This window comes from Pedobacter glucosidilyticus (assembly GCF_002483235.1).
Classification (GTDB): domain Bacteria; phylum Bacteroidota; class Bacteroidia; order Sphingobacteriales; family Sphingobacteriaceae; genus Pseudopedobacter; species Pseudopedobacter glucosidilyticum_B.
In genome coordinates this window covers 174,151-194,817 of the sequence record NZ_DLHN01000024.1, presented here as the reverse complement: position 1 = coordinate 194,817, position 20,667 = coordinate 174,151, and the positions used below count along the sequence as shown (strand labels likewise).

The 20,667-nt window shown below is 34.1% G+C and carries 16 protein-coding genes and 1 tRNA gene; 10 read left to right on the top strand and 7 right to left on the bottom strand.

The window, feature by feature from the left end; all coding sequences use genetic code 11:
* Nucleotides 1-345: 345 nt before the first annotated feature.
* Complete coding sequence (locus tag B2745_RS10260) at nt 346-2,856, top strand: cation-translocating P-type ATPase (RefSeq protein WP_304066092.1); 2,511 nt, start codon at nt 346-348, stop codon at nt 2,854-2,856.
* A gap of 227 nt (nt 2,857-3,083) precedes the next feature.
* Here the strand turns inward: B2745_RS10260 and B2745_RS10255 are convergent, their stop codons facing one another.
* The 4 genes from B2745_RS10255 to B2745_RS10240 all read right to left on the bottom strand — a co-directional run bounded on the left by B2745_RS10255 (nt 3,084) and on the right by B2745_RS10240 (nt 4,226).
* On the bottom strand, nt 3,084-3,416 hold the full coding sequence (locus B2745_RS10255; RefSeq protein ID WP_304066090.1) for a phosphoribosylpyrophosphate synthetase: 333 nt from the start codon (nt 3,414-3,416) through the stop codon (nt 3,084-3,086).
* A gap of 17 nt (nt 3,417-3,433) precedes the next feature.
* A complete protein-coding gene (locus B2745_RS10250) occupies nt 3,434-3,592 on the bottom strand; it encodes a DUF5670 family protein (protein WP_168199417.1) in 159 nt (52 codons plus the stop codon).
* A gap of 334 nt (nt 3,593-3,926) precedes the next feature.
* Nucleotides 3,927-4,000, bottom strand: a tRNA-Ala gene (locus B2745_RS10245).
* Nucleotides 4,001-4,100: 100 nt separating this feature from the next.
* Nucleotides 4,101-4,226 (bottom strand): hypothetical protein, encoded by a 126-nt coding sequence (locus B2745_RS10240; RefSeq protein WP_281168245.1) that lies wholly within the window; start codon nt 4,224-4,226, stop codon nt 4,101-4,103.
* Between the two features lie 212 nt (nt 4,227-4,438).
* Between B2745_RS10240 and B2745_RS10235 the strand changes: the two genes are divergently transcribed.
* From B2745_RS10235 to B2745_RS10200, 8 genes are all read left to right on the top strand, one after another.
* Nucleotides 4,439-5,836 carry a DUF4403 family protein gene (locus B2745_RS10235; protein ID WP_304066087.1) on the top strand — a complete coding sequence of 466 codons (1,398 nt, stop codon included), beginning with the start codon at nt 4,439-4,441 and terminating at the stop codon, nt 5,834-5,836.
* The gene (locus B2745_RS10230; protein WP_304066085.1) at nt 5,837-6,517 is read left to right on the top strand and encodes a TatD family hydrolase; all 681 of its coding nucleotides are present in this window, start codon (nt 5,837-5,839) and stop codon (nt 6,515-6,517) included.
* An 8-nt stretch (nt 6,518-6,525) separates the two neighbouring features.
* The gene (locus tag B2745_RS10225) at nt 6,526-7,257 is read left to right on the top strand and encodes a tRNA threonylcarbamoyladenosine dehydratase (protein WP_304066082.1); all 732 of its coding nucleotides are present in this window, start codon (nt 6,526-6,528) and stop codon (nt 7,255-7,257) included.
* A 168-nt stretch (nt 7,258-7,425) separates the two neighbouring features.
* Nucleotides 7,426-9,351, top strand: coding sequence for a DNA topoisomerase IV subunit B (locus tag B2745_RS10220; protein ID WP_304066079.1), 1,926 nt, complete (start codon nt 7,426-7,428; stop codon nt 9,349-9,351).
* Nucleotides 9,351-9,842, top strand: coding sequence for a cytidine deaminase (locus B2745_RS10215; protein ID WP_304066077.1), 492 nt, complete (start codon nt 9,351-9,353; stop codon nt 9,840-9,842). Before B2745_RS10220 ends, B2745_RS10215 begins: the two co-directional genes overlap by 1 nt.
* Nucleotides 9,843-10,317: 475 nt before the next feature.
* Nucleotides 10,318-10,701, top strand: a complete 384-nt coding sequence (locus tag B2745_RS10210; protein WP_304066074.1) for a GxxExxY protein — start codon at nt 10,318-10,320, stop codon at nt 10,699-10,701.
* 54 nt (nt 10,702-10,755) lie between these two features.
* The gene (locus tag B2745_RS10205) at nt 10,756-13,464 is read left to right on the top strand and encodes a DNA gyrase/topoisomerase IV subunit A (protein ID WP_304066071.1); all 2,709 of its coding nucleotides are present in this window, start codon (nt 10,756-10,758) and stop codon (nt 13,462-13,464) included.
* Nucleotides 13,465-13,650: 186 nt separating this feature from the next.
* The gene (locus tag B2745_RS10200) at nt 13,651-16,179 is read left to right on the top strand and encodes an ATP-binding response regulator (protein WP_304066067.1); all 2,529 of its coding nucleotides are present in this window, start codon (nt 13,651-13,653) and stop codon (nt 16,177-16,179) included.
* On the opposite strand, the gene B2745_RS10195 is transcribed toward B2745_RS10200, so the two are convergent.
* The 3 genes from B2745_RS10195 to rpoN all read right to left on the bottom strand — a co-directional run bounded on the left by B2745_RS10195 (nt 16,169) and on the right by rpoN (nt 20,120).
* Nucleotides 16,169-17,638, bottom strand: a complete 1,470-nt coding sequence (locus tag B2745_RS10195) for a cellulose synthase family protein (RefSeq protein WP_304066064.1) — start codon at nt 17,636-17,638, stop codon at nt 16,169-16,171. The genes B2745_RS10200 and B2745_RS10195 overlap by 11 nt on opposite strands.
* A 6-nt stretch (nt 17,639-17,644) precedes the next feature.
* A complete protein-coding gene (locus B2745_RS10190; protein WP_304066062.1) occupies nt 17,645-18,358 on the bottom strand; it encodes a glycosyltransferase family 2 protein in 714 nt (237 codons plus the stop codon).
* A 289-nt stretch (nt 18,359-18,647) separates the two neighbouring features.
* A complete protein-coding gene (rpoN, locus tag B2745_RS10185; RefSeq protein ID WP_304066059.1) occupies nt 18,648-20,120 on the bottom strand; it encodes an RNA polymerase factor sigma-54 in 1,473 nt (490 codons plus the stop codon).
* Between the two features lie 153 nt (nt 20,121-20,273).
* Here rpoN and mscL point away from each other — a divergent pair, with 153 nt between their 5' ends.
* Nucleotides 20,274-20,663 carry a large-conductance mechanosensitive channel protein MscL gene (mscL, locus tag B2745_RS10180; RefSeq protein ID WP_026904025.1) on the top strand — a complete coding sequence of 130 codons (390 nt, stop codon included), beginning with the start codon at nt 20,274-20,276 and terminating at the stop codon, nt 20,661-20,663.
* The last annotated feature ends 4 nt before the right edge of the window (nt 20,664-20,667 follow it).

Here is a 20,667-nt window from a genome sequence, read left to right as displayed (position 1 = left end):
ATCTATTTCCTGGACAATAAAAATTGAAACCAAGGAATGAAATTCATCAAAGAAAAATTAGAAAAGGCATTTACTGAGTTGGAAAGACAAGAAAGATTTCGCATGACAGCCAACGCATTTGGTAGCACATTTACATTTTTCGCCGAAACACAAAGCAAGTCTTTAAAAGGCTCATTCCAGTTCAGATATAAAGGAATCAAAAAATTAAGTTTGATATGCTGATTTAGCTTTAATACATCTACACTTAGGGTGTGATATTTGACTTTTTATAACTAAAATGAATTTGTAATCAGTATCTTTAATCATCAAAACCAAAACATTAGCGATACCCATATCCACCCCCTCATGGCTTCCAATAACCCATTTCAAATCTCAGGTTTAAGTACTGCAGAGGTACTGCAATCAAGATGGAGACATGGTGATAACAAGGTAGTTTACAAAAAGCAAAATAGTTTTGTATCCTCAATAGCCGGCTTGGTAAAAGAACCCATGGTCATTTTACTTTTTGCAGCTTCTCTTATTTACTTGATCAGTGGAGAGCCAGAAGATGCTCTTTTCTTGGCTTTGGCTATTGTACTGGTTGCTACCATTTCTATTTATCAGGATTATAGAAGCAAAACGGCCTTAGAAAAACTCAAAGAATTTACGCAGCCCGTTTGTAAAGTCATCAGAGATGGAGAAATCATCGCCATAAAAACCGAAGATTTGGTTATAGGTGATTTTTTAATTGCCGAGGAAGGCACCACCATTACAGCAGATGGGATGATGGTGAAAGGGAATGATTTTTCTGTGAATGAAGCGGTACTTACCGGAGAGTCTTTTGCCGTTTTTAAAAATCATAAAGACAATAGCGAGGTTTATCAAGGCTCGCAAGTGGCAAGCGGTATGGCTTTAATACAAGTTACGGCCATTGGGAAAGCTACAAAATTAGGTAAAATAGGAAAAAGCCTTGGCGATATAGAAGAAGAAAAAACGCCTCTAGAAATACAGATTGGTTATTTTGTTAAGAGGATGGTGATGATAGGCGCCATAGTATTTGTGATTGTTTGGGTTTTAAATTATCTGAAATCTTATAACCTGCCTGATAGCTTATTGAAAGCTTTAACTCTGGCCATGAGTATTTTGCCAGAAGAAATACCGGTAGCATTTGTGACTTTTATGGCTCTGGGTGCTTGGCGATTGATGAAAATGGGGATTGTGGTAAAGCAAATGAAAACTGTAGAGACTTTGGGTAGCGCAACGGTAATTTGTACAGATAAAACAGGTACACTTACCGAGAATAAAATGGCTTTAGCTCGATTATATTTATTGAGCGATAATCAGGTAAGTACTTTTCAGAAGGATGTTAAGCCAGAAGAAAAAAATCTGATAGAAGTAGCTATGTGGGCTAGCGAGCCTCATCCCTTCGACCCGATGGAGATTGCCCTTCATCAAGCTTATCAAAAAGCTACGGATAGCGATAAACGAACCGATTTTCAGATGTATCATGAGTATCCGCTAGGAGGGAAGCCACCTATGATGACGCATGTTTTCGAAAATCAACAAAAAGAAAGAATAATTGCTGCAAAAGGCGCTCCGGAAGCTATTATAGCTGTTTGTCAGCTTACCGAGGATGAAAAGAATAATATCCAGAAAGCTATAGCAGAAATGGCTTTTGAAGGTTTTAGGGTATTAGGTGTAGCAAAGTCTGATTTTACTGGCGAAAATTTTCCTCAACAACAGCAAGACCTGCCTTTTCTGTTTATAGGTTTGGTTGCCTTTTATGACCCACCAAAAAACAATATCTCTGAAGTACTAAATGGTTTCTACCAGGCAGGTATAAAAGTGAAAATTGTAACAGGTGATAATGCCTTAACAACTAAAGCCATAGCTAAAGAAATTAATTTTAAAGGTTATGATAAAGGTATAAGTGGCGATGAATTGATGCAGTTAAATGATGAAGAGCTTGCAAAAGCAGTACAAGAAAATGCAGTTTTTACCAGAATGTTTCCGGAGGCTAAACTAAAAATCATCGATGCCTTAAAAAGTAATCAGGAAATTGTAGCTATGACAGGTGATGGCGTTAACGATGGACCGGCTTTAAAAGCTTCGCATATTGGTATTGCTATGGGAAAAAAAGGAACTGAAATAGCTAAACAGGCTGCTTCTTTAATTCTAGTTGAAGATGATTTATCTAAAATGCTAGATGCCATAGCTATGGGCAGAAGAATTTATACCAATTTAAAAAAGGCTATTCAGTATATTATTTCCATACATATTCCTATCATATTAACAGTATTTATTCCTTTAGCTTTGGGATGGTTATACCCCAATATATTTTCTCCTATTCATGTGATTTTTCTTGAGCTGATTATGGGACCAACTTGCTCTATCATTTATGAAAATGAACCTATAGAGGAAAACAGCATGCTGCAAGCACCAAGACCGTTTACAGTTAGTTTCTTTAGTGGTAAAGAGTTATTTACAAGTATAATACAAGGTTTGGCTATTACAGTGGGGACTTTGTTTGTTTATCAATACGCTATTCATCAACAACTATCAGAAGAGCTTTGTAGAACAATGGTTTTTACAACCCTTATATTTGCCAATATCTTCTTAACCTTAATTAATCGTTCTTTTTACTATAGCATCTTTACCACATTGTTTTATAAGAATTCATTAGTTACCATCATCATTCTTATAACCCTCCTCATCTTGGCTTCTTTACTTTACATTCCTATTTGTACTAGCTTTTTTGAATTTGAGAGGCTTGATTCATTTCAATTAAGCTTAACTTTAGGAGTAGCTTTTTTGAGTGTAATTTGGTTTGAGCTGGTTAAATGGCAAAAAAGACTACATACAAAAAAGATGATGTGATAAGCTATCCTTTATTTCAATTAGGGGGGAGTAGGAGATGAAATTCATAAAGACTTATCATTAGGCGACTCATCTTTAGAATGTCAGAAATTAATAGATGTATAGGTTTGCTTGCTGTTAAACAAGTTTTAGTTTGTGGTCTTAAGCACCTACTGTAAGGGTAGGTACTTAGCCCAACATGAAGTTTTGATTTGAAAAATCTTCAAATACAAATTTATCTCCAAGATTTAATGCTGATGTTCGATTTCTAGTTTTTTTATCAATTCAGAAGAAGCTTGATCAGCATATACGCCATAAGCATTAACCAATACGCCTTTAAAATCTCCGTCAATAGATTCTATAGCATACACTACGGCATTATCTGCTGGGTCTGTAATACCTTCAAAGCGGTATGATTCTACAACCTTAAAATTTTCAGGATATAAAATCAGTTGCTTTTCTGTTTCTTCTAAAAAATTGGCTCTAAGCTTCAAATTTCCAGAGTAACCTCTGCTATTTAAATTATTTAAAGCTTCAACCATAGTGTCAAAATCTTTTCGATGTTGGCTTACGTTTTCCATATAGATGTTTATTTATTTTATCCTGTTGATTCTTCTTCGCTTAACAAATTAATAATCATAGTAAACACGCCTAATACCAATAAAATATGAATCAGTATACCGGCGGTAAAAACAAATACTCCTAAGCCCCATCCCAATACAAACAGCATTGCTAAAATATTCAATAATGTTTTCATAATATCAGGTCCATTTTCCCTCCATACGTTTCGCAAACTATATGCCATTAATTATAAGAACTACATCATGTTAAACACAACGTACTGTTTAGGTTATAAATAAATAGGTAACTAACGCAATTATAACAAGAAGCTAACACGTATATCACTCGTAAATTAACGTGTTATGACCCTGTTAATACCCTGTTAGCACCCTGTTATCACCCTGTTAGTACCCTGTTAAGTACATATTTTCCCTTACTGAAAATAAGATATACCATAGCATGATTTTTAGAGGGAAACTTTAAAATGAAAAAATCCTCTCTAATTTCTTAAAGAGGATTTTAATATGTTGTGGAGATTACCGGATTCGAACCGGTCACCTCTTGCCTGCCAGGCAAGCGCTCTAGCCAAATGAGCTAAACCCCCGTTTTTTTAAGGTCAGCAAATATGTAAAAACTTAAGAGTATTTACAATACAAGCAGTAACAATTATAAAAATTATTACAAACGGAAGCTTAATATGCTTATTAGGCAGTTTTTAGCTTTAAAGACTTGATATCTTCCATCAATAATGCTGCTAATTGCTGATCAAATTTTTTGATAAGATTTTTTACTTTAGAGCTTGTATTTTTAGTAGTTCTTGCAGTTTTCATATATGTTTAGTTTTTGATAATATAAATATGGTTTTAAAATACGTTACGAAAAACAATGCCAAAATGGTTTTTAAAATTCTAAATTTTTTATAATCATCTGATTATAAAGGTAATTAATTTTTCTTTTCTGGTGTTTTATTCTTAAAAAAATATGATTTAATCTTGTTTTTTTACACCAATTATGAATTATCTTTGTGAAATTTTTTAAAAACATGAAAACCATATTATCGATATGCTTTGCTACGGCTTTATTTGTGATAGCTGGCTGTAGCACCAGTAAACAAGTAACAGCCTTAAAACCCCTTCCAGATTATTCTTCAACCACAGTTGTATATGATAAACAGCTTTCATTTATCAATATGCCAGTAGAAGTTAGCGTTGCCGATTTACAAAACCAAACTAATAAGTATTTGGTAGGTATTATTTATGATGATAAATCTTTAGATGGCGATAACGTGATGATGAAAGTTACCAAAGAAGCGCCTATTACCATCAGAGAGCAAAATGGAAGAATTTATATAGACCTGCCATTACGTATCAACGGAAAAGTTAAGTATGGTTTTGAAAGTTTAGGTGTATCTATGTATGATACCCGTGATTTTTATTTAAATGGTGTTGTAAAACTAAACTCTTTGGTGGCTTTAAAAGATTGGAAAATCAATACCAATACCATTATTCAAGAAATTGTTTGGAAAGAAAGCCCTAGTATAAGTATAGCAGGCAAAAATGTGCCTATTACCTATTTAATTAACCCTGCAATTAGCGTTTTTAAAGGCAGATTATCTAAAATGGTTGATGATGCCATAGCACAATCTTTAGATATTAAACCTTATGTATTAGATGCTTTGCAAGCTATAGCATCTCCTATACAAGTTGATGAGCAATACAATACTTGGTTTGCTATGCAGCCAGTAGAAATGTATGCTACCAAAGCGGTTGCAGCTAACAAGAAAATAACCGCAACTTTAGGCTTAAAAACCTATTTAGAAACTTCTGTAGGCAGAAAACCGTCGCTTACTTTTAATAAAAATGCTATCGCCTTAAAAGCAGTAGATAAGATCCCTAACGAGTTTAAAGTTAATGTGGCTGCTTTTGCACCATACACTTATGCTTCAGAAATTATTCAGAAAAACTTTGCTGGTCAGAAGTTCGAGTCTGGAAAGAAATCGGTAACGGTTAACAAAGTAGAACTTTGGGGTAAAGAAGGTAAAATGATTGTTGCTGTAAACATGAGTGGTGCTGTAAATGGAGATTTTTACCTTTCCGGAGTGCCTTTATATGATGCTGCTACCAAAGAAGTATATCTAGACCAAATAGATTATGTTTTAGATTCAAAAAGTAAAATCTTAAAAGCAGGAAGCTGGTTGGCTCATGGTATTATCCTTAATAAAATTAAGCAAAATTGCCGTTTTTCTATAGCAACGCAGTTAGCAGAGGGAGAAAAATCAATGAAAGGCTATTTAACCAATTATCAACCTGTTAAAGGTGTAAAGGTTAATGGTACTTTAAATCAGTTTACGCCTGATAAAATTATCTTAACGCCAAATGCTATTGTAGCCATGATGACTGCAAACGGAAAAGTTGCTGTAACCATAGATGGCTTAGAATAAATGATATTTCCTACAAAAGAGCATTTCATCAATATCCACACGCATAAAAAGGCATTTAGCCCTCAAGAGTGGATTTTGAGAAATGCTTTTTTAGTTTTAAAACCTCAGGAATTAAATGTTTTAAATTATTCTGTTTCTGTTGGCTTACATCCTTGGTTTGTTACTGAGGTTAAAGATGTATCAAATAAATTAGCTTCTTATCTAAAGATAGAAAATGTGTTCGCAATTGGCGAGATAGGTTTAGACCGAGTAAATGGTCCTGATTTAGAATTGCAAAAGCAAGTTTTTCAAAAGCAACTAGCCATTGCAGAAGCCTATCAAAAACCAGTTATCATTCATGCTGTTAAGGCTTACGCCGATATCATACCTTATTTAAAGCGGTTTAAGATGCCGTTTATATTACATGGTTTTAATGGTAATTTGCAACAGTTAAAGCAGCTTATTAGCTATCCTCAAGTATATTTTTCTTTTGGGAAAGATTTATTAAAGCCAGATTGTAAAGCTTATCAAGCTTTTCAGGAAGTTCCGGCAAACCGTTTCTTTTTAGAAACAGATACAGCTCCTTTGCAGATTCAAGAAATTTATCATCAAGCAGCAAAAATCAGAAAAATAGATATTGCACAATTAAAAAAGCAGGTTTTTTATAATTTTGAAGCCGTTTTTAAAAGATTAATTCCATAGATAATATCATGATTGAAATTCCTCATTGGATGTCTCGCACCAACTTATTGCTAGACAATCATCAAATGCAAAAATTAATGAATGCCAACGTATTGGTAGTAGGTTTGGGTGGTGTTGGTGGTATTTGTGCAGAAATGATTGCCAGATCTGGAGTTGGTAAAATGACTATTGTTGATGCTGATGTGGTTGAGGCTAGCAATCGTAACAGGCAAATTCCTGCTTTAATATCTACCGATAATCAGCCTAAAGCGGAAGTTATGGCGCAACGCTTACGTGATATAAATCCTGATATAGATTTAACTGTTATTAATGAATATATCAAGGATGAACGTACAGAAGAAATCCTAAATGAAGGAAATTTTGATTATGCTGTTGATTGTATTGATACACTTTCTCCAAAAGTATTTTTTATCCAAACTTGTTTAGAAAAAGGTATTCCCTTAGTATCATCTATGGGAGCTGGTGGTAGGGTAGATCCTTCAAAAGTGAGGATATCAGATATATCTGCTTCTTATAATTGTACTTTAGCTCGTTACGTAAGAAAAAGGTTAAAGAAATTTGGTATTAGAAAAGGTTTAAAAGTGGTGTTTTCATCAGAACTTCCTGATGCAAATAAAGTTATCTTAGCGCCAGAAGGTGGTCCTAAAAAGTCTTTAATTGGTACAGTTTCTTGGATGCCTGCCATATTTGGTTGTACGGTAGCCAGTGTAGTTATCAGGGATTTGTATAACAAAGCTTAATGTATTTGCTTAAAGATCACTTTAGATATTTTTAATTCGCTCTTAAAGCTGAAAATCATAATGTCTAAATGTTAATAAATCATATTTGCCCCTTTTGCGTAAAATTTTAGCTTTGTACAAGGGAAAATATGATGTTTTCTCATTTTCCATATCAATCTATAAAAAGAAATGGCTGAATTACAAGTGAATTATAGTGAAGATAGCATTCGTTCGCTCGATTGGAAAGAACACATCAGGCTGAGACCTGGTATGTATATCGGGAAACTAGGAGACGGTTCTGCTTTTGATGATGGGGTTTATGTGCTCTTGAAAGAGATTATGGATAACTCTATCGATGAGTTTGTGATGGGCGCTGGTAGAACCATAGATATTTCTGTAAGCGATCATAAAGTTTCTATCAGAGATTATGGTAGAGGTATCCCTTTAGGGAAAGTGATAGATTGCGTTAGTAAAATAAACACTGGAGGTAAGTACGATTCTAAAGCCTTTCAAAAATCTGTAGGCTTAAACGGGGTGGGTACCAAAGCCGTTAACGCTTTATCTGCATCTTTTACGGTTCAATCTTACCGTGATGGGAAAACCAAAAAAGCCGAATTTGAGAAAGGAGAATTAGTAAAAGATAATCCTGAAATAGAAACTACACAAAGAAATGGTACAGCAGTAGTTTTTATTCCTGATGAAAGCATATTTAGGAATTTTAGATTCATACCAGAGTTTATTGAGAACATGATTTGGAATTATGTTTTCTTAAATGCTGGTTTAACCATCAATTTTAATAATCAAAAATACTTCTCAGAAAGAGGTTTGCATGATTTGTTGGTCAGAAATACCGATGCAGAAGCTAACAGATACCCTATCATCCATTTAAAAGGAGAAGATATTGAAATAGCCATGACTCATGGGCAACAATACGGAGAAGAGTATTATTCTTTTGTGAATGGGCAGCATACTACGCAAGGCGGTACACATCAGCAAGCTTTTAGAGAAGCGGTTGTACGTACTATCAGAGAATTTTATAAAAAGGAATTTGATGCCTCTGATGTAAGGGCTTCTATTGTTGCGGCAGTTTCTATCAGGGTTCAAGAACCCGTTTTTGAATCGCAAACCAAAACCAAATTAGGTTCTTTAAATATTGGTCCTGATGGCCCTACGGTTAGAACTTTTGTTAATGATTTTGTTAAGAAAGAACTAGACGACTATTTACACAAGCATCCGGAAACGGCAGATGGCTTATTAAAGCGTATCCTACAATCAGAAAGGGAGCGTAAAGATATAGCAGGTATCAAAAAACTAGCTAATGAAAGAGCCAAAAAAGCTTCTTTGCATAATCGTAAGCTAAGAGATTGTAAATGGCACATGGATGATGAGAAGCTTTCTGAAGAAGACCGTAAAAAGACTACTTTATTTATAACTGAGGGAGATTCTGCCTCGGGTTCTATCACCAAAGCTCGTGAGGTAAAAACTCAAGCGGTTTTTAGCTTGAAAGGAAAGCCTTTAAATGCTTATGGTTTAACCAAAAAAGTAGTGTACGAGAATGAAGAATTTAACCTTTTGCAACACGCTTTAAATATTGAAGATGGTTTAGAAGGTTTACGCTACAATAATATTGTTATTGCAACAGATGCCGATGTGGATGGTATGCACATTCGTTTGTTGTTAATGACATTCTTCTTGCAATTTTTCCCTGATTTGGTAAAAACTGGTCACGTTTTTATTTTACAAACCCCATTATTTAGGGTAAGAAATAAAAAGGAAACCATTTATTGTTATAGTGATGAAGAACGCGTTTTAGCTATTGATAAATTGGGTAATAAGCCAGAAATCACCAGATTTAAAGGTTTGGGAGAAATTTCTCCAGATGAGTTTGAAAACTTTATTGGTGAAGATATCAGATTAGATCCTGTTATTTTATCAGGCGATATGAAAATCAAAAACTTATTGGAGTATTATATGGGTAAAAATACTCCGGATAGACAGAAACATATTGTACAGAATTTAAGAATAGAGAAAGACGAAGCTGATATTATAGCTGATGCTAAAGCAGTACAGGAAGCAGCAGATGCTTTATTGGCTAGTAAAGAAAACGTAGCTTAATGGAAGTTAAAAATATAACCATAGCTTACGAAGCTTATGCTGGTATTGATGAACTTTCTGCCCAAGACAAGCAATTATGTTTAGAGGCTGCTAAAGCTATGGAGGGTTCTTATTCTCCTTACTCTAAATTTAGGGTGGGTGCGGCAGTTTTATTAAGTAATCATGAGATTGTTAGAGGAAGCAATCAGGAAAATGCCGCATACCCATCGGGTTTATGTGCAGAAAGGGTAGCACTTTTTGCTGCCGGAGCCAATTTTCCAAACGAAGAAATTGTTAAGATAGCAGTTACAGCATCAACACAAGAGTTTCAACTATTGAGACCTGTTACTTCTTGCGGACCTTGTTTGCAGGTAATGGCTGAGTATGAGCAGAAGCAGAATAAACCCACAGAGGTTTTACTGTATTGTATTAACGGAGAAGTTTGGAAAGTTAAAGGTGTAAATAGCTTTTTACCGATGATGTTTTTTGAAAAAAGATTGGGTAAAGGGTAGTTTTTTGATATTACTACAGAGTTTTTATTTGGGAACTCCGAGGTTTAATAAAAAAATAACCACGGAGTACACGAAGAACACAGAGCTAGGTTGCTTTTGAGTAGATACAAAAGAGGTTGAAAATTTATAGGCCCAGCTAGGTAAAAATTTATAAAGGTAACTCTGTGAACTTTGAGCTCTCTGTGGTTAAATAAAAAAACTCAGGGTTATAGGGTTAAAAAATCAACCACGGAGTACACGGAGAGCACAGAGCTGGGTTGCTTTTGAGTAGAGATAAAAAGAGGTTTAAATTATACGCCCAGCTAGGTAAAAATTTATAAAGGTAACTCTGAGAACTTTGCGGCCTCTGTGGTTAAGTAAAAAAACGCAGGGGTTATAGGGTTAAAAAATCAACCACAGAGAACACAGAGAACACAGAGCTGGGTTGCTTTTTAACTGAGATAAAAAGAGAGGTTAAAAATATTAAGACCATAATATGCAAATAGAAAACAAATTAGCCACCGAAGTAATTGGAGCTGCTATAAAGGTTCATAAATATTTAGGTCCTGGTTTGTTAGAATCTGCATATCAAGAATGTTTGTATTATGAGTTAAAGAAATCTGGTTTAAACGTTAAAAAAGAACAGAAATTACCTTTACTGTATGAAGATGTAGAATTAGATTGTGGTTATAAATTAGACATTCTGGTTGACAATAAACTTATTGTAGAAGTAAAAGCTGTAGCAGAAATAAATGATATACATTTAGCTCAAATTTTAACTTATTTAAAGCTTTCGGAATGTAAGTTGGGTTTGCTTATTAATTTTAATGTTCTCTTATTAAAAAGCGGAATTAAAAGAGTAATTAACGATATAGAATAAAAGAGTAAACAAGAATGGGGATTAATAAATGTAATCTCTATAGTTTATAATAATATGGAAGAAAACAATTACGAAAACGAAGAAGTACTTCATAATGTAACGGCTATAAACGGCCTGTACGAGAACTGGTTCTTAGATTATGCTTCTTATGTAATTTTGGATAGGGCTGTACCTCATATACATGATGGTTTAAAGCCTGTACAAAGACGTATTCTTCACTCTTTAAAAGAAATGGACGATGGTCGTTTTAATAAAGCGGCAAATGTTATTGGTAATACCATGAAATATCACCCCCACGGTGATGCTTCTATTGGCGATGCTATGGTCCAAATTGGTCAGAAAAATCTTTTAATTGATACCCAAGGAAACTGGGGAGACCCTATTACCGGAGATTCTGCAGCAGCTCCTCGTTACATAGAGGCCAGATTATCTAAGTTTGCCTTAGATGTTGTGTTTAATCCTGATACTACAGAATGGCAAGCTTCTTATGATGGTAGAAATAAAGAACCCGTTACGCTGCCTGTAAAATTCCCGTTATTACTAGCGCAAGGCGCAGAGGGTATAGCGGTAGGTTTAGCCACCAAAGTTATGCCTCACAATTTTGTTGAGCTGATAGATGCTTCTATAGAGGTTTTAAAAGGAAACAGACCAGATATCCTTCCTGATTTTCAAACCGGTGGTATGGCAGATTTCTCTGCTTATAACGAAGGGCAACGCGGTGGTAAAATCAGGGTTCGAGCTAAAATTTCAGAGCTTGATAAAAAGACTTTAGTTATTACAGAAATTCCTTTCAGCACTACAACTATCGGTTTAATTGATAGTATTATTGCGGCTAATGATAAGGGGAAAATCAAAATCAAGAAAATAGAAGATAATACAGCTAAAGATGTAGAGATTTTGATTCATCTGGCGCCAGGTATATCTCCAGATGTTACCATAGATGCTTTATACGCTTTTACAGCTTGTGAAACATCTATCTCGCCAAATACCTGTGTTATCAAAGGCGATAAGCCTCATTTTATGAGTGTAAATGATATTCTGATAGAGAGTACACATTACACCAAAAACCTATTAAAAAGGGAGTTAGAGATTAAATTGCATGATTTGCAAGAAAAGATTTTCTTTAGCTCGTTACTAAAAATATTCATTCAGGAGGGGATGTATAAACATCCTGAATATGAAAACTCATCAAATTTTGATGAAGTTGTAAAAGTATTACATCAACTTTTTGAACCATTTAAGTCATCTCTTTACAGAGAAATTTTAGCTGAAGATTTTAAAAGGTTAATTGATAAACCTATGAGTAGCATCACCCGCTTTGATGTTAAAAAAGCGGATGAGCAAATGGCAGCTCTAGAAAAAGACATCATCCAAATTAAAAAGAACTTAAAGCATCTTACAGATTTCGCTATTGATTATTTCCTAAAACTAAAAGAAAAGTACGGGAAAGATAGAGGTCGTAAAACAGAAATTAGAGCTTTTGATAAGGTAGAGGCCTCACAGGTAGCTTTAGCTAATACCAAGTTTTATGTAAACCGTGAAGATGGTTTTGTAGGAACAGGTTTAAGAAAAGATGAATATGTTTTTGATTGTTCTGATTTAGACGACATCATCGTTTTTAGAGAAGATGGTATCTGCCTGGTAACTAAAGTCCAAGACAAAACCTTTGTAGGGAAAGGTATTTTACACGTAGGTGTATTTAAAAAGAATGATGACCGCACCATTTATAACATGATTTATAAAGATGGTAAAACAGGCACATCTTACATGAAAAGATTTGCCGTTGGTGGTGTTACCAGAGATAAGGAATACGATTTAACCAAAGGAACCAAAGGCTCTAAAGTATTGTATTTTACAGCTAACCCCAATGGGGAAGCAGAAGTAGTGAACGTGGCTTTAAAGCCGATGTCTAAACTCCGTAAACTAAGTTTCGATTTAGATTTTGCCGAGACAGCCATTAAAGGAAGAGCCTCTCAAGGTAATATCGCAACCAAATATGCAGTAAAGAAAATCACTCTAAAATCTAAAGGAGTTTCTACCCTTGCCGGAAGAAGAATTTGGTTTGATGATGTGGTAAAACGCTTAAATGAAAACGGTCATGGACGTTTCTTAGGTGAGTTCCAAGCAGAAGATAAAATATTATGTGTTTTTGCTGATGGCAGTTACGAACTCAGCAGCTTTGATTTAACCAACCATTTTGATGATAAAATGGTGAGGATGGAAAAGTTTAATCCAGAAACGATTTATGCTGTTATCCATCAAGACGGAAAAACAAAAGTTTACTATATCAAACGCTTTAAGTTTGAGGATATAGCCATAGGTAAAAGAATTGGTTTTATTAATGAAGAGCCTGGTTCTAAGATGATGATCATTACCAAAGCGCAACAACCCATAGTTAAAATAGAAGCTTTAAAAGGTAAAAGCCAGCTTTTTGATGAAAGCGAAGTTAATTTAGCAGAGCTGATAGATGTAAAAGGTATCAAAGCACAAGGCAATAAGTTAAGTCCGCATGATGTGCAAAAAGTTACTTTATTAACTGATGAGCTAGAAGAAGAAATAGAAGAAGAAAAGTCTGTAGCATCTTTAGAGGAAGATGAAACAGAAGGGTTAGAGCCTAATGCAACAGAAATAACTGATGAATCTGAAGAAGAAGAAAAGCAAGCCGAGCCATCAGAATCAAAACCTATTAAGAAAATAGATTTTGAAATTACCAATCCTGATGATATTGATATAGACGATAAAGGGCAGTTGGGATTGTTTTAATCTATTTCCTTATACATATCTAAGAGGCTGTCTCCTAAATCATATTTGTCACATTGAGCGGACCTTTGTTGTCATCCTGAGCGAAGTCGAAGGATAAGAAAAGGCTTCGACTCCGCTCCTGACACAAAGTGATGATTTGATACAGCCTCTTTTTTGTTTGGATTAAATTTTGCTTAAAGCTTTTTAATGAACCAACAAACAAAAAGCTTTAGCCAATCTGTTCGGGGTAAAATTATTATAGCAGCATTTTTTGCTTGTATAGCTTTAGGTCTTGCATGGGCTACCAGTAAGTATGCGTTTAACAAAATGCTTAATTCTTTTGAAGATGTTGCTAAACCCGGCGAACGCTTAAGATTGGTAAATGAGCTTACGTTCAAAATCATCAGTTTAGACCAATTACAAAAAGCTCAAGCACTAAACAACCCTGGCGATTACAGTATTTTTTTAGAAGAAACCAAGCAATTAAGTTTAGGTATTGATAGCCTAAGCAAACTTTACGTTAATGATTCTTTACAGCTTAGCCGTATCAAATCTATGAATGAGCTACTGAAAGAAAGAGACCGCTTATTCATCAATTACTTAAAAGTGAGAGAAGGGTTACTCAATAATAACTCATTTTCTAACCAAGTTGCAGAGTTAAATGCTTTGGTTAATGAATCATCCAAAGATCTGGATAGTTTAGTTTTACGTTCAGAAAAAAGAACACTAACCACTACCATAAAAGACGCCGATGGAAATAAGTCTACCGAAGAGCCTAAAACTTTCTTTGGTAAATTATTCAGTAAGAAAAAGACAGATAAAAGTAATCAGTCTTTCAATATCATGAATGAGGAACTTGATGTAAAAGTAGATACCTTAGCCTTATCACGTCAAGATAGTATTATCCAAAATGTGGAGAAAACCATTAGGCAATTAGAAGAAGTTCAACGTAAAAAAAGTGAAGTTTTTATCAATAGAGAATCCATTTTAGCTAGTACCAGCGATTTACTCATCAATAAAATGTTAACCGTTTTACGTGAGGTAGAAAGCGAAGCTGTTAAGCAAATAGAAATCAACAATAAAGAAGCCCGTGAAGTGGTAAATGATAGCATCAAGCAAATCAGTATCATCATCATTGTTTTTTTCTTAGTCACAGTTATCTTACTTTATTTTATTCTTTCTGATATCGCTAAAAGCAACCAATACCGTAAAGATTTAGAGTTAGCTAAAGAAGAAGCCGAGTATCATAGTTTAGCAAAACAACGCTTTTTGTCTAACATGAGCCACGAGATTAGAACGCCTCTACAAGCTATCATCGGATATTCAGAATTGATCAGAAAACAAGAAAATCCTCGTAAAAAAGATATTGATGCTATTTATCATTCATCAGAGCACTTAATGCAAATTGTAAATGAGGTTTTAGACTATAACCGCATTGTCTCAGGAAAGCTTACTTTCTCTCATGAAGTTTTTAATATGCAAAAACTTTTAACCGAGGTGCTTTCTGTGATGCACTTACAAGCGGAGAAAAAAGAACTTAAAATTGTTCAGGATTTTGATATTGACGATGACTTGTGGGTAGAAGGTGATGCTTTTAGGCTGAAACAAATTCTCTACAATTTGTTAAGCAATGCCATAAAATTTACCCATGCAGGCATGGTTAGCATCGCAGTATCTTATAAAAAGCAAGCTGATGATGTGCATTTTATGTTTGTTGTTGAAGATACCGGAATTGGAATGACTAAAGAAGAACTTAAGCTGATTTTTAACGAATTTGAACAAGCCAACAATCCTGAAAACAAGGAGATGAATAGGGCCGGTGCCGGGTTAGGACTAAGCATAGTTAAAGCCTTAGTGGAAAGTCAGGAGGGTAGAATACACGTGAAGAGCAGTCCTTCAAATGGAAGTTCATTTACTGTTTATCTAAAGTTTAAAGAAGTAAATAAGCCTCATGAGGGTAGTATATTAGGGGTGAAAAACACTTTACTATCAACGGCTTTTAATGGTAAAATATGGGTAGTAGATGATGATCCATTCATTTTAGATTTATGTTCGTTAATTTTTGCTCATCATCAAATAGCTTATCAATGTTTTTCATCGCCAGAAGAGGCTTTGGAAGCAAAAATTACTGATGATGTTAAGTTTATGTTTTTAGATATGCGTATGCCGGGTATGAACGGTATAACACTTTGTAAAAAATTAAAAGAAAAAATTCAACATTCAGATGTATCGGTGTACGCTTTAACAGCGCAGGTTTTACCAGAAGAAAGAGCACAAGTGTTAAATAGTGGTTTTGATGGCTTATTGATGAAACCTTTTAAAGAAGAACAATTGCTTTCTATTCTTTTAAATGGGAGTTTACCTGCCGTTGATTTTGAAAATGAGAATCAGCCAGAATTTGATTTAACTGCTTTAGAGAAAATGACTTTTGGCGATTGGGAACAAACTGTAAATATCTTAAATCGGTTTGTTGAAGATTGTTGCCAAGATATAAAGATGCTAGAAAATAGTATTCAACAACAAAATTTAGAAGAGGCTAGTTTGGTAGCTCATCGTATTGCCGGACGTGTTGCACAAGTGGGTGCAAGGCCTTTAGCGGTATTGTTTAGGGAGCAAGAACTAGTTTTGCAACAAGCAGAAAAGTGGGATAGTCAATTTAATGAAACACTTCAAGTACTCATTAAAAAGCTAAATTTATTGATTAAAGAAATTGAAAATCTGCTGGTTAAGCCTTAATTTTTAATCCTCCTAAGCTGTGTTTAATGGAATAAAAATTAAGCATACAAAAACCACAGAACAGTAGCGTATGAAAGGGGAGTAGACCAAAATCCTGATAGATAAAAGACATCATCATCCCGCTAAGGAAATAAAAAGTTAAGAATAGCTCTACATAAAATGATTTTGGTAAACTTTTCTTGATATAGATATTATCCTTAAAGCCTTCTTTTTTATTGTTGATATTGAATTTTGGTGTTCTGATAAAATCAGATTTAAACCCAAAAATACCTTCTAAAACAGCTATAGCGTTGTGGAAACTCATCGCCATAGAGAAAGATAAAAAAACCGGAAAAAGCTTTACGAAGTTTAAGAGGCTGGTTTTTTTAGAGAAGTAGGATGTTGTATAAAAAATAGTAACTATAATAAATCCTCCAACAAAAATAGTCATCAAGTTAAAGTATAAAATGTCTACCAAATGAAGATTTTTAATAACCAGAATAGGTAAACTTAATATACTAGCCGTAAACACAAGTAAAAAGGCGTAAGAGTTAAGTAAATGTAAAGAGCCAAAAATCTTACGGGCAAGGCTTTCATCTGATTTCCAAATCTGAGAAAGCATTTTCTTAGAGGTTTCAATAGCGCCTTTTGTCCAGCGGTGTTGTTGTGATTTGTAGGCGTTAAGCTCCATAGGGAGTTCTGCAGGTGTGCTAAAGTCTTCAACATATTTAAATTTCCAGCCTTTTAGTTGCGCTCTATAACTTAAATCTAAGTCTTCAGTTAAGGTATCATGTTGCCAGCCGCCAGCCTCTACAATACAGGCTTTACGCCAAATACCAGCTGTACCATTAAAATTGATGAATAAATTCTGCTTATTTCTGCCTGTTTGTTCAACTGTAAAATGACCATCTAAGCCAAAACTTTGAATTTTTGTTAATAAGGAATAATCCTCGTTTAAATGTTCCCATTTGCTTTGTACCATACCCAGCTTAGCATCTTGAAAGTAAGGGACAAGTTTCTGTAAAAAGTCCTGTGAGGGCACAAAATCGGCATCAAAAATAGCTATTAATTCTCCAGAAGCTTGTTCTAATCCATGTTGTAAAGCTCCCGCTTTAAAACCAATATTTTTTGTTCTGGTGATATGTTTAATATTAAAGCCATCAGCTTGCTGCTCTTTTACCAATTGAGCTGTTAAAGCCAAAGAATCGTCAGTAGAATCATCCAGCACTTGTATTTCTAATAGTTCTTTTGGATAATCCAGCTCGCAAACACTCTTTATCAATCGTTTTACAACATAAAGCTCATTAAATAGAGGTAATTGTACCGTTACTTTAGGCTGATGGTGCCATGACAAAGCTTTAACTTCTTTTTTGGATGATTTGATGTAGTAGTAAATCAGGAAAGCTTGGCCAATACTAAAAATGAAAATGGCTAATAAGCAAAAAGCATAAATGATTAAGATAGAATACTGTATAAACATTTTGCTTTATAGATTTTTAAAAATCATCCAAATTATTTTATAACCAGCTAAAATAACACCTTTCACCGTTCCAGAGACTTTACTAACGCCAATTCTTTTACGGTATTTAACCGGTACTTCAATGCATCTTAAACCTTGTTTAGCAGCTTTAATTTGCATCTCCACTGTCCAGCCGTAGGTTTTGTCTTGCATGTTAATTTGTTGCAAATGTAACCATGTTATAGCTCTAAATGGTCCTAAGTCTGTAAATTTAACTCCATAAAACAACTTGATTAATTTAGTAGCTAACCAATTACCAAACTCTTGTGGAATAGTCATGGAGTTTTTTTCTTTGACGCCTAAAGCTCTGGAACCAATAACTAAGTCGGCTTGTTTTTTTAAAATCGGATTAATAATAGCTGGAATTTCTTCAGGGTAGTCAGAAAAATCACCGTCTAAAAAAACAACAATATCTTGTGACTTAATATATTGGCTACTTAAGAAGTCTATACCTTTTAAACAAGCATACCCATAACCAGAGCGAGGTTCGTCAACAACTACAGCGCCAGCCATTTCTGCTTGTATTTTGGTATTGTCCTTAGAATTATTATTGGCTACAACAACTGTTTTAACCAATTCTTTAGGTATAGCGTTTATAACTTTAGCTATGGATTGTTCTTCATTATATGCCGGAATAATTACATATACATTAGTAGTTAGTGATGATAATTCTTCGGGCATTGATATCTAATTTTTTAATGATATTGAATAGTTAAGACTTGAAAAAATCGGATTAAATATTTTAAAAAATATTTAACTTTAATTAGACTAATATTTACATTAGAATAAACTTAAACTTCCTCAAAATTACTAACAATTACGTTGGCTGGTGTAGAAAAGTTTTAGGGATAGTATGAAAAATATAAACTTTTAAAAAGCTTAAAATTATGGCAAGTCTCTTTTTACCGTATCAAACGGTACACATGAAATTGTAATAGGCTTAAAGCTTTAAGCCTATTACGATGAATTTTTATAGTTCTTTTCTTAATCGGGCAACAGGTATTCCCATTTGTTCACGATATTTTGCTACCGTTCTTCTAGCAATGTTATAGCCTTTATCTTTTAAAATCTCAGTCAATTTTTCATCTGCTAAAGGCTTTCTTTTATCTTCATTACCAATACACTCTTCTAAAATTTTCTTTACTTCTTTGTTAGATACCTCTTCGCCACTTTCTGTTTGTATCGCTTCTGAGAAGAAAGACTTTAGTAAATAAGTACCAAATTCTGTTTGTACATATTTAGAATTAGCTACTCTAGACACCGTTGATATATCCATACCTATTTTATCAGCAATATCTTTTAATATCATAGGTTTTAGGTAGCGCTCATCGCCATCAGAAAGAAAATATTCATACTGGTAGTGCATAATAGCATTCATGGTTTTTAGCAAGGTTTGCTGTCTTTGCTTAATGGCATCAATAAACCATTTCGCCGAGTCTAACTTTTGCTTCACAAAATGAACAGCTTCCTTAAGCTTTTTATCTTTATCAGCAGTTTTTTCGTAATGCTGAAACATTTCTTGGTAAGATTTGCTCACCCTCAGTTCTGGAGCGTTTTTAGAATTTAATGTAAGTGTAAGCACCCCATCATTCTTTGAAATATGAAAATCTGGGATAACCTGCATTTGCTTAAGGTTAGATACGCCAGAATCTCCGGGTTTGGGGTTTAACTTCAAGATTTCGTTAATAACTTCTTTTAATTCTTCTGAGGATAAGCCTAAAGATTTTTCTAATCTATCGTAATGTTTTTTGGTAAACTCGTCTAAATAGTTTTCAACAATATTAATAGCTATTTCTATTGTTTTAGAAGAAGTGTCCTTTTTTCTGAGCTGTATGAGTAGACATTCTTGTAAATCTCTAGCACCTACACCCGGAGGATCAAAAGTTTGGATGACTTTTAGCATCTCTTCTGCTTCTTCATCTTCTGCCAAAACACTTTGTGAAAAAGCTAAATCATCAACCAAAGAAGGTATAGGTCTTCTTAAGTATCCGTCATCATCCAAACTACCTATAATTTGTTGTGCAATTAGATATTCTTTATCCTCAAGCGGAATTAAATCGAGTTGGGCTTGTAAGTTTTCAAAAAAAGTATTGTTTATAGCGATAGGAAGCTCTTTTTTGTCTTCATCATCATCGTTACTATCATACCTGCTTCCATAATCATTGATATTATCATCTTGCAGATAATCATCAACATTAAATTCATCAAAGTCATCATGAGCGTCGTCTGCTCTAAAATCTTCATCAGGGTCTTTATCCGGATATTCATCAATCGGCTCACTCATATCAGCTAAGCTAATATCCTCTAAAGCAGGGTTTTCTTCTAGTTCTTCTTTTATTCTGGTATCTAAAGCAACCGTAGGAACTTGTAACAGTTTGATAAACTGTATTTGCTGAGGAGATAATTTTTGTAATAATTTTTGTTGAAGATTTTGTTTAAGCATAATAATGTATCAGAAATGGCAAAGTTAAACAAAGCTGTTCGTAAAAACAGTACTAGTTTAATCATTATTTAAATGATAATTAAGTAGTTTTTTTTAGTTAATTGTTTTTTTTTATAATTTCAATCATTATTAACAAAATTAAAACCAAAACTGATGGGAATAATAAAAGAATTTAAAGAATTTGCTGTTAAAGGTAACGTTATTGATTTGGCGGTTGGTGTGGTAATAGGTGCCGCTTTTGGGAAAATTGTAAGTTCATTAGTGGATGATGTGATTACGCCTGCAATTTTAACTCCTGCTTTAAGTGCTGCAAATTTAACAGAGCTTAGTCAATTAGTAATACCAGGTACGGCAATTAAATATGGTAACTTTTTATCGCAGGTTATAGCGTTTATTATCGTGGCTTTTGTACTTTTTATGATTATAAAAGGGGTTAATAAGATCAATAAAAAAGATAAGGAAGCAGCTCCGGCAGCACCTCCAGCCCCAAGTAAAGAGGAAATACTATTAACAGAAATAAGAGATTTATTAAAATCAAAATAAGAGC

Bases quoted from the DNA above. Each gene is read 5' to 3' on its own strand.
- B2745_RS10260 (WP_304066092.1), top strand. From the start codon at position 346: ATGGCTTCCAATAACCCATTTCAAATCTCAGGTTTAAGTACTGCAGAG.
- B2745_RS10255 (WP_304066090.1), bottom strand. From the start codon at position 3,416: ATGGAAAACGTAAGCCAACATCGAAAAGATTTTGACACTATGGTTGAA.
- B2745_RS10250 (WP_168199417.1), bottom strand. From the start codon at position 3,592: ATGAAAACATTATTGAATATTTTAGCAATGCTGTTTGTATTGGGATGG.
- B2745_RS10240 (WP_281168245.1), bottom strand. From the start codon at position 4,226: ATGAAAACTGCAAGAACTACTAAAAATACAAGCTCTAAAGTAAAAAAT.
- B2745_RS10235 (WP_304066087.1), top strand. From the start codon at position 4,439: ATGAAAACCATATTATCGATATGCTTTGCTACGGCTTTATTTGTGATA.
- B2745_RS10230 (WP_304066085.1), top strand. From the start codon at position 5,837: ATGATATTTCCTACAAAAGAGCATTTCATCAATATCCACACGCATAAA.
- B2745_RS10225 (WP_304066082.1), top strand. From the start codon at position 6,526: ATGATTGAAATTCCTCATTGGATGTCTCGCACCAACTTATTGCTAGAC.
- B2745_RS10220 (WP_304066079.1), top strand. From the start codon at position 7,426: ATGGCTGAATTACAAGTGAATTATAGTGAAGATAGCATTCGTTCGCTC.
- B2745_RS10215 (WP_304066077.1), top strand. From the start codon at position 9,351: ATGGAAGTTAAAAATATAACCATAGCTTACGAAGCTTATGCTGGTATT.
- B2745_RS10210 (WP_304066074.1), top strand. From the start codon at position 10,318: ATGCAAATAGAAAACAAATTAGCCACCGAAGTAATTGGAGCTGCTATA.
- B2745_RS10205 (WP_304066071.1), top strand. From the start codon at position 10,756: ATGGAAGAAAACAATTACGAAAACGAAGAAGTACTTCATAATGTAACG.
- B2745_RS10200 (WP_304066067.1), top strand. From the start codon at position 13,651: ATGAACCAACAAACAAAAAGCTTTAGCCAATCTGTTCGGGGTAAAATT.
- B2745_RS10195 (WP_304066064.1), bottom strand. From the start codon at position 17,638: ATGTTTATACAGTATTCTATCTTAATCATTTATGCTTTTTGCTTATTA.
- B2745_RS10190 (WP_304066062.1), bottom strand. From the start codon at position 18,358: ATGCCCGAAGAATTATCATCACTAACTACTAATGTATATGTAATTATT.
- rpoN (WP_304066059.1), bottom strand. From the start codon at position 20,120: ATGCTTAAACAAAATCTTCAACAAAAATTATTACAAAAATTATCTCCT.
- mscL (WP_026904025.1), top strand. From the start codon at position 20,274: ATGGGAATAATAAAAGAATTTAAAGAATTTGCTGTTAAAGGTAACGTT.